We start from the raw sequence: 8354 nt of genomic DNA on the forward strand, positions 1-8354 counted from the left end.
TGGATCAATGCTGCAGACACAGATGCTTACGAAAAGAAGTCCGGAGAGGCCTATCGCATGTCAGTTTATTATGTGTCGACTGCGCCATTGTGGGCGAGCGCCTTAGAGGAGCGCGGCTGATGGACGTCCGTACGCAAATACGTCGCGCCGCACGTTATTTCGCCCAGCAAGAGGCTCTCGTTCACGGCCACAGGCGGTTGACTTTCTCGGAAGCCTGGTTGCGCGGCGTGAAGCTCGCAAATGCTCTTGCGGAGTGCGGCCTTCAACCGGGTGACCGGATTGCTACGCTGGAGAAGAACTCCATCGAGGCCGCCGACATCATACTGGCGGCTGCCATTGGAAACTATACGCGTGTTCCTCTCTATGCGCGCAACCGATGTGAAGCGCACGCCCATATGATCGCGAGTACCGGATCTCGGTTGGCGCTGGTCGATGAGGCATTGGCTTCGGAGTTGGCGGGGCTGGATGCCCAAGCTCCGACGCTTGAGCGGATCATTATCCGCGATCACAACTATGAGAATTGGTTGGCGACAGCCTCGGACCGGGATCCTGATCCCGTCGTCGCGCCGGAGGACTATTGTGTCATCCGCCACACCGGCGGCACGACGGGCAAACCCAAGGGCGTTGCCTATCGGCACCGTTCATGGATGACGATCTCCGCCGCATTTTTCAGCATCGGCCCCCAAGTGGCCCCAGGGGATGCCATTCTGCATGTCGGCCCGTTGTCCCATGCATCGGGCTTCCTGTTCGTGCCGGCCTGGTATTGCGGCGCCCGCAACGTGATGATGGACGGCTTCGATCCAGCGTCCTTTCTTGACACTCTCGAGCAGGAACGGATCAGCCATGCCTTTGTAGCCCCCACCATGCTCAATGCCATAGTGCATCACGACGGGGCATATGGCCGCCACTTTCCGAATTTGAAGTTTCTGCTGAGTGCTTCAGCGCCGATCTCCGAGCCGACGCTTCGCAAGTCGTGCCAGATATTCGGGAATCATGTTCTTCATTCGGGCTATGGACAGACCGAAATCCTGCCCATCGCGTCTATGGGGCCCAACGAGTGGTTCGGCGAATTTGAAGGTTCTGCCCCAATTCGGGCGGTCGGACGTCCCATGAGTGGCGCCGATATCGAAATCCGTAACGAGGACGGAAAGGTGCTGGGACCAAACGAGCCCGGCGAGATCGTCGCACGGTTCGAAAATGGCCAGATGGAGGAATTCTGGAACGATCCGGAGGAAACCGCCCGGCGCATGGAAGATGGCTGGGTCAAAACCGGCGATGTCGGCATGATCGACACAAACGGATTTTTGTATCTGCTCGATCGCAACAACGACATGATCGTGTCAGGCGGCTTCAATATCTATCCCACCGAAATCGAAAACGTAATTGCCGACCATCCCGGTGTACTCGAGGTCGCGGTCTTTGGCGTGCCCCATGAAAAATGGGGTGAAACGCCGCTTGCAATGGTGCGTGTCAAGCCCGGAGCACAAATCACGGAGACCGAGATAATAGATTTGGTGCGCCAGCGTCTGGGCTCCGCAAAAAAAGCCAAGCAAGGTCGTTTTTACCGCCGAGCCACTGCCGTTGAGCAATGTCGGAAAGGTGCTTCGTTCAAAGCTTCGAGAGCCCTATTGGGCGGGCCAGGACCGGCGCATTTCGGGGGCATGACCGACGCAGCCATCCTAGCCACATCCTCTATTCCGGTGACCGCCTGCCGGCGCGCGGGAGACTGCAATGGACTATGAATACATCCTGGTTGAGCAACGCGGCCCAGCGCTTTGGGTGACCCTCAACCGGCCGGCAGCGTTGAACAGTCTGTCGTTGGCTTTGGCCGAGGAACTCGCCGCAGCGATCGAGGCAGCGGAAGCAGATGCGACGGTGCGCGCTTGCATTCTTACCGGCGCCGGACGGGCGTTTTGCGCTGGCGCGGATCTGCTCGCAATTGGCGATGGAACAGGCGGACAAACTCTCGCCGAACGCTTAAATCTGTTTCTGCCGCCGCTCGGTCAGGCTTTTAACAGGATCGAGACGTCGCGCCTTCCGATAATTGCGGCGGTCAACGGCCTTACGCTCGCCGGCGGCTTGGAACTGGTGTTGTGCTGTGATCTCGTCATTGCCGCGCACCCGGCCAGATTTGGCGACGCCCATGCAAATTACGGCCTGTTGCCCGGCGGTGGAGGGTCGGTTCGACTCCCTAGGAAGATCGGCGAAGCGCGTGCGAAACATCTGATGATGACCGGCGGGACCATCTCGGCTGCCGAGATGAAGGAAGCCGGACTCGTGACCCAACTGGTTGCTCCCGAGGATCTCATTGCGGCAGCGCAAGCGCTGGTAGAATCTCTTGCAGAAAAGAGCCGGCCAGGGCTCGCCTACATGAAGCAGCTAGTCCGCGCTGCGCAGGATAGCTCGCTCGAAGTCGGGCTGCGTCAGGAACTCGAAACCATGGCTGCTTACGCCTTGTCCAACGACATTGTCGAAGGACTGGCGGCATTCCGGGAGAAGCGGAAGCCCGATTTTTCCGACCGGTGAGACCTGATCGGATGCGGAACACATTGGAAGAATGGATCAACGAATGACCGACATATTCGTCATGGGGGTTGGGATGACCCCGTTCGGAAAACAGTTCGACAAGAGCCTGAAAATGCTCTGCGCCGAAGCTTCGTCGCAGGCCTTTTCCGACGCAGGATGCACCGCCGGCGATGTCGAAGCCATCTTCTTCGGCAATTGCGTCCAGGGGCATATGGAGGGCCAGGACATGATCCGCGGCGAAATCGTGGCGCGAGCGATGGGCATCTCAAGCGTTCCCGTGGTGAATGTCGAAAACGCATGTGCGACGGCTTCCACGGCCTTGCACATGGCCGCCGCCTATGTTCGATCGGGGGCAGCGGATGTCGTACTCGCGCTCGGCGCGGAGAAGATGTACTCGCCCGACAAGGCGCTCATGTTCAGTGCATTCGATGGCGCTTGGGACGTGCATGAAACCGAGTCGGGCCGCGCGCAGCTGCTGGCCATGGGCAATGGCGTCGATGTTCCGGAAGGAACGACATCGAGTCAGCCTTACAGCGTTTTCATGGATGTATACGCCGCGATGGCACGCGCGCACATGAAGACCTACGGCTCGACGCAAGCGCAAATCGCGGCCGTCTCGGCGAAAAATCACATGCATTCGACGCGCAATCTGCTTGCCCAGTATCGCCTCCCATATACCGTCGAAAGTGTACTCGCTGCGCCTCCGATCGTTTACCCGTTCACACTGCCGATGTGCTCCCCGATCAGCGACGGCGCCGCCGCTGCGATCATCTGCAGCGAAGCCGGTCGGCGCAAACTGTCGGCAGCCCCGGACAGGGCGCTAAGAATCCTGGCGTCTGTGCTGCAAACCGGCGCCGCGCGCGATCCCTTTGATTATGACCACCATGTCAGCCGCCTTGCGGCGAACCGGGCCTATGCGATGGCCGGCGTGGGGCCAGAAGATATTGGCGTCGCGGAGGTGCATGACGCCACGGCGGTTGGCGAGATCATTGAAATCGAGGCGCTCGGCCTGACGCCGCCTGGCGAGGGCGGACTCGCGGCAGAGCGCGGTGAGACGGCGCTGGGTGGGCGTATTCCGGTAAACACGTCGGGCGGGCTTGAATGCAAGGGACATCCGATCGGCGCCACCGGGCTCGGCCAAATCTACGAGCTTGCGCTGCAATTGCGCGGCGAGGCGGAAGATCGACAGGTTCCGAATGCCCGGTTCGCGATCGCGCAGAACGGCGGAGGTGTCATCGGGGTGGAAGAGGCGGTGGTCGCCGTCACGATCCTGGGCCGGTAGTTGTCAGAGCGCGCCTAGGGAAACACGGGGTCACGATATGAACTTTGAGCTGTCCGATGAACAACGCATGGCGGTGGAAACCGTCCGCCGCTTTCTCGACAACAAGCTTGAGCCGGAAATCCGCCGGCATGGGGAGCGATTCATCCCCAAACCGCTCATGAAGGAATGGACTCAAGCACTGACCGGCTATGGCCATATTACCGCACCGCATCAGGAGCAATGGGGCGGGCTTGATATGGGATGGCTCACTCATCTGCTCATTTTCGAGGAGATCGCCTATTCCTCGCTCGATGTGGCCATACCCGGCTTCATCAACGCGGTTGGCGCAGAACTCATCCGCCGCTTCGCCCCGGAGACGATCAAGCAACGCTATCTTGCCGACCTCGTCGCGGCCGAGAAGTTCGTTTCGCTCGGCATCTCGGAGCCCGATGTCGGCTCGGACGTCGCCGCCATCAAGACACGCGCCGTACGAGACGGCGATTTCTGGGTCATCAATGGCGAAAAGACCTGGATCACCAACGGAGCCTACTCGGACATCTTCATCTGTACGTGCAAGACTGGCGAAAATGAAGTCACTCACATCCTGGTCGATCGTGACGAGAGTGAGTATGAGGTGCGCGATATCCAGAAGATGGCGCTCAACGGCCAATCGACTGCACAGATATTCCTGTCCGATTGCCGCGTACCGGTGGCAAACACGATCGGCCGGGTCGGCGATGGATTGCGCAATACGTTGCAAGTGTTCGAGATTGCCCGCTGCCATATGGCGATGTGGAGTATCGGCATCGCACGGCGAGCAATGGATGAGGCGATCGCGTACGCTCGCGATCGCGCGCAGCATGGCAAGAAGATCGCCGGCCATCAGCTGATCGCCGACAAGATCGCCATCATGGCGACCAAGATCGACGCAGCCCGTCTGTTGACGCACCGGGCAATATCCCTCGTCCAGGCGGGCACGCGCGCAGAGACGGAATGCTCGATGGCCAAGTGGTACGCCACCGAAATGGCGATCGAAGCGACGCGCGATGCGCTTCAGATCCATGGCGGCAACGGCGTCACCCGCGAATTCATCGTTGAGCGGCTGGTGCGTGAGGCGATCATTTGCCCCATCCCCGATGGCACAACGGAGATTCAAAAGCTTGTTGTTTCGCGCGCCCTGACCGGCATTCAAGCCTTTCGGTAAGGCTCAGACGAAAACGACAGCGTCGACGGAAATGGAGCCGCGTGCCTGACTCGCACAGGATCAAATGCGCAGATGCGTCGCTCAGGTAAAAGAGGCAGACAAGCGATGGACGAAGAGCTTCGTTTCGATGGCAGGGTAGTGGTTGTGACCGGAGCCGGAGGCGGACTTGGGCGCCAGTACGCGCTGATGTTTGGCGGGCGCGGAGCCAAGGTGGTGGTGAATGATCTGGGTGGCGACGAGAAAGGGAGCGGCAGCTGCTCCACAGCCGCTGACAATGTGGTCGACGAAATTCGAGCCACGGGCGGTCAGGCGGTGGCAAATTATGCGTCGGTCGAGGAGGGCGCGCTGATCATCCAAGCCGCGGTTGACAACTTCGGAACCGTTGACGTCGTCATCAACAATGCCGGCATCCTGCGCGATGTGAGCTTCCACAAAATGACCGACGAAGACTGGACACTGCTTCAGCGGGTCCATCTGAATGGGACGCGGGCAGTGACGCAGGCAGCATGGCCGATACTGCGCGACAAGGGCTATGGCCGCATCGTCATGACCACGTCTGCAGCCGCAATCTACGGCAACTTCGGTCAGGCCAACTATGCCGCAGCCAAGCTCGGAATATTGGGGCTTGCGAACGCGCTGGCGGAGGAGGGGCGGTCCAGAAACATCCAGGTTAATACGATCGCCCCAATCGCCGCATCGCGTATGACCGCGACTGCCTTTCCACAAGAGTTTCTCGCCAATCTCAGAGCGGAAGCGATCAGTCCATTGGTCGGTTGGCTTGCGCACGAGAATTGCAGCGAAACCAAAGGGCTTTTTGAAGTTGGAGCCGGCTATATCGCCAAGCTTAGGTGGGAGCGCGCGCTTGGGCACGCCTTCGGAGCGGACAGGGCGTTCACGCTCGATGATGTCGCCCGGCACTGGGGTAGAATTGTCGACTTCACGGATGCCGAGCACCCGCTCGGGCTGAATGACAGCCTTGAGGCGGTAGAACGGGCGCTGAGAGCGTAATCAACCCGATGAATTACCATGATATTTTTGAGCGGCCGTCGGGCTGCCGATGGCGTCGTGCTGCCGCCAGATATCGATGAGCAGCAGGAATAGTTCTGCAGCGAATTGAATTGGACGACGGCCCTCAAATGCCGCCAAACGGCATGAACTACACAATATCTCCTGGGAAGAGAGGATCAGCCATGAGAGGATGTCTATTGGCTTCTGCCGCGTTGTTGTGCTCGGGAACAGCATTTGCCCAGGAAGCAACGCCCCAGGCGAACGACCAAACCGGGAGCGCCACGGAAGCGCTGGCTGAGGACATTGTCGTTACCGCCACCAAAAAGGGCTATGGCGAAAGCGTGCAGAAAGTACCGATGGCGGTCACGGCTTTTGGTGAAGCGCAGCTGGATGCCAAGTTCGTCCAGAATCTTCAAAGTCTGAGCTACGACGTTCCCAACGTCCAGCTCGAGGATGTGGGTACGGCACCGGGCTATGCCAATTTCACTATCCGGGGCCTCGGCATCAACAGCACGATCCCATCGATCGACCCCACCGTAGGCGTTTTCACTGACGGTATTTACCTCGGCATCAACGCTGGTGTCGTGCTGGACAACTTCGACCTTGAGGGGATCGAAGTTCTGCGTGGACCGCAAGGCTTGCTTTTCGGTCGCAACGTTACCGGCGGTGCCGTGGTTGTGCGGACCACGCGGCCCAGCTTCGATTTTGGAGCCAAAGCCAAGCTATCCATTGAAACGGGACTGAAAAAGACCGTAAGCGGCACGGTTACCGGACCTATCGTCGATGACGTTTTGGCTGCCAAATTGGCCGTCTACTACAGCGACGACAATGGCTGGTTTCGCAACCGCTTCGACAATCGCAGCTTCGGTAAATCACATGACCTTATCATTCGCCCGGCACTTTCGCTCAAGGGTGGCGACCGCTTCCGAATGGATCTCCGCTATGAGCATGGCGATGTCGAAAGCGATGGAGCCCCTGTCCAGAGTCACGCGCTGTTTCCCGCGACAGCTTCAGGTTTTCGATCAATTTCCCAGGTTTCTATGATGCCAAATGGGACCAGGCGATCGTGGAAACCAACATCGATGTCGGTCTGGGCGAAGGCGTCTTCACCAACATCGCTGGCTATCGGAAATTCCGATCCTCCGCGGGCGCTGATATCGATGGAACACCACAGTCCTTCTTTCATGCCTTTTTCGAAATCGACCAGGATCAACTCAGCGACGAACTTCGTTATGCCGGAAGGTTCGGTGACGTCGAATTGACAACCGGTCTATACTATTTTTCCCAGGATCTTCGTTACGCCGAGCTGCGGAATCTTTTGGGCGGTGCTCGGATCGTTTCCGGTGGGGGTACGCAAGACCAGACAACATGGGGCATTTTTGCTTCGACCGACTGGCATTTCACCGATACGCTGACCTTGAATCTCGGCGCGCGGTATAGTTGGGAACGCAAAGCCGTTCGGGTCTCGGCCTTACGCGCAAATGGTTGCAATCTAGACACGCTGATCTGTGCAACCAATTTCGCCGACGCGGCAAAATGGCGAGGGTTTACGCCGAAAATCGGCCTTCAGTGGAAGCCGGATGACGACACGCAGATTTATGGCCTTTACACGCGCGGGTTCCGCAGCGGCGGATATAATTTGCGCAACACCGATCCCGCTGTGCCGCCGGGGCCATTCAATCAAGAGACCCAGGACAGTTTCGAACTCGGCGCCAAGAAGCAATTCGGGCGCCACCGGATCAACCTGGCGGCCTTCTACAATCGCATGAAGGACCTGCAGCGCGAGATCAACCTGCCCGGACCGCTTGGCGTCAGCCAGGTCATACGGAACACCGCCGACGCCACAATCAAAGGCGTCGAGGCCGAGGGGCAGTTTTTTCTTTTGTCCAACCTCGTGATTTCGGGTCAGCTCGGCTACGTGAATGGCCAGTATCGCAACGTCCAGTTCGACCTCAGCGGTGATGGCGTCATCAACGATGTGGATCGTGCGCTCAAATTGCCAAGGCTGTCGCCATGGACCTATGGCGTGGGGCTGACTTATGATCAGCAGCTTGGCGAATTGGGGACAGCAACGGCGCGTGTCAGCTTCACGCATCGCGACAAGGCGGCATTCACCGACAACAACGTCGGCTTCCTTCAGGGCGCCGATATGCTCGATGCGAGCCTCACATTGGCGACCGACAACAAGCACTGGCGCTTCTCCATCTATGGCCGAAACCTCCTGAATGAGGTGACGATTGGCGGCGATACACCTTTGCCGGCGGCCTTCGGGGGCACGGGTGCAAGCCTTTCACCGCTAAACAGGGGGCGCGTCATCGGCGGAGAAGTGGCGATTAGTCTTACTGCGTCACAAAT

Annotated in this window: 7 protein-coding genes; all 7 read left to right on the forward strand. The window is 58.9% G+C overall.

Annotated features, from left to right (window positions below; translation table 11 throughout):
• Nucleotides 1-119: 119 nt before the first annotated feature.
• Complete coding sequence (locus tag J3474_RS02940) at nucleotides 120-1742, forward strand: class I adenylate-forming enzyme family protein (protein ID WP_242528167.1); 1623 nt, start codon at nucleotides 120-122, stop codon at nucleotides 1740-1742.
• On the forward strand, nucleotides 1732-2526 hold the full coding sequence (locus tag J3474_RS02945; protein WP_011415062.1) for an enoyl-CoA hydratase/isomerase family protein: 795 nt from the start codon (nucleotides 1732-1734) through the stop codon (nucleotides 2524-2526). The genes J3474_RS02940 and J3474_RS02945 overlap by 11 nt, the downstream gene beginning before the upstream one ends.
• A 43-nt stretch (nucleotides 2527-2569) precedes the next feature.
• Nucleotides 2570-3808 (forward strand): thiolase family protein, encoded by a 1239-nt coding sequence (locus J3474_RS02950; protein ID WP_011415063.1) that lies wholly within the window; start codon nucleotides 2570-2572, stop codon nucleotides 3806-3808.
• Nucleotides 3809-3845: 37 nt separating this feature from the next.
• Nucleotides 3846-4991, forward strand: a complete 1146-nt coding sequence (locus tag J3474_RS02955) for an acyl-CoA dehydrogenase family protein (RefSeq protein WP_017499968.1) — start codon at nucleotides 3846-3848, stop codon at nucleotides 4989-4991.
• Between the two features lie 105 nt (nucleotides 4992-5096).
• Nucleotides 5097-5999: an SDR family oxidoreductase gene (locus J3474_RS02960; RefSeq protein ID WP_011415065.1), complete on the forward strand. Its 903-nt coding sequence runs from the start codon at nucleotides 5097-5099 to the stop codon at nucleotides 5997-5999.
• Between the two features lie 143 nt (nucleotides 6000-6142).
• On the forward strand, nucleotides 6143-7261 hold the full coding sequence (locus J3474_RS22550) for a TonB-dependent receptor (RefSeq protein WP_233994265.1): 1119 nt from the start codon (nucleotides 6143-6145) through the stop codon (nucleotides 7259-7261).
• Nucleotides 7156-8354, forward strand: a 1199-nt coding sequence (locus tag J3474_RS22555; RefSeq protein ID WP_242528170.1) for a TonB-dependent receptor, incomplete at its 3' end; no start/stop codon positions are given. The genes J3474_RS22550 and J3474_RS22555, both read left to right, overlap by 106 nt.

This window comes from Novosphingobium sp. PY1 (assembly GCF_017312445.1).
Lineage (GTDB): Bacteria > Pseudomonadota > Alphaproteobacteria > Sphingomonadales > Sphingomonadaceae > Novosphingobium.

What these genes read in the sequence shown, in the direction of transcription:
- J3474_RS02950 (WP_011415063.1), top strand. Translation starts at nt 2,570, where the DNA reads ATGACCGACATATTCGTCATGGGGGTTGGGATGACCCCGTTCGGAAAA.
- J3474_RS02945 (WP_011415062.1), top strand. Translation starts at nt 1,732, where the DNA reads ATGGACTATGAATACATCCTGGTTGAGCAACGCGGCCCAGCGCTTTGG.
- J3474_RS02955 (WP_017499968.1), top strand. Translation starts at nt 3,846, where the DNA reads ATGAACTTTGAGCTGTCCGATGAACAACGCATGGCGGTGGAAACCGTC.
- J3474_RS02960 (WP_011415065.1), top strand. Translation starts at nt 5,097, where the DNA reads ATGGACGAAGAGCTTCGTTTCGATGGCAGGGTAGTGGTTGTGACCGGA.
- J3474_RS22550 (WP_233994265.1), top strand. Translation starts at nt 6,143, where the DNA reads ATGAACTACACAATATCTCCTGGGAAGAGAGGATCAGCCATGAGAGGA.
- J3474_RS02940 (WP_242528167.1), top strand. Translation starts at nt 120, where the DNA reads ATGGACGTCCGTACGCAAATACGTCGCGCCGCACGTTATTTCGCCCAG.